At 59.2% G+C, this 441-nt stretch carries 1 protein-coding gene and 1 pseudogene; both read right to left on the bottom strand.

Going from position 1 to position 441, the window contains the following annotated elements:
• A partial coding sequence (locus AC0L2V_RS32265) for a TCP-1/cpn60 chaperonin family protein (RefSeq protein ID WP_473521556.1) occupies positions 1 to 281 on the bottom strand: 281 nt, incomplete at its 3' end.
• Positions 282 to 343: 62 nt separating this feature from the next.
• Positions 344 to 441 (bottom strand): annotated as a pseudogene (locus AC0L2V_RS32260) (co-chaperone GroES); the annotation flags it as partial.

The raw sequence follows: 441 nt of genomic DNA, 5'->3' as shown, positions 1-441 counted from the left end.
ACGGTCGCGGTCGTGGTGCCGTCGCCGGCGATGTCGTTGGTCTTCGAAGCAACTTCGCGGACCATCTGCGCGCCCATGTTCTCGAACTTGTCCTCAAGCTCGATTTCCTTGGCGACGGTGACGCCGTCCTTGGTGATGCGCGGTGCGCCGAACGACTTGTCGATGACGACATTGCGGCCCTTGGGGCCGAGCGTCACCTTCACTGCGTCGGCGAGGATGTTGACGCCGCGCAGCATGCGCTCACGGGCATCGCGAGAGAATTTTACGTCTTTGGCAGCCATTTTTAGCTCCTGGCAGGGGCTTGAATTGAGCCCTGGGATTTAAGTGATGGTGAGGCCGAGATTCAGCCGATGATGCCCATGACGTCGGATTCCTTCATGATCAGAAGGTCTTCGCCATTGAGCTTGACTTCGGTGCCCGACCACTTGCCGAACAGGATGC

The sequence above is a fragment of the Mesorhizobium sp. WSM4814 genome (genome assembly GCF_055811595.1).
This window is presented reverse-complemented; position numbering and strand designations above follow the sequence as displayed.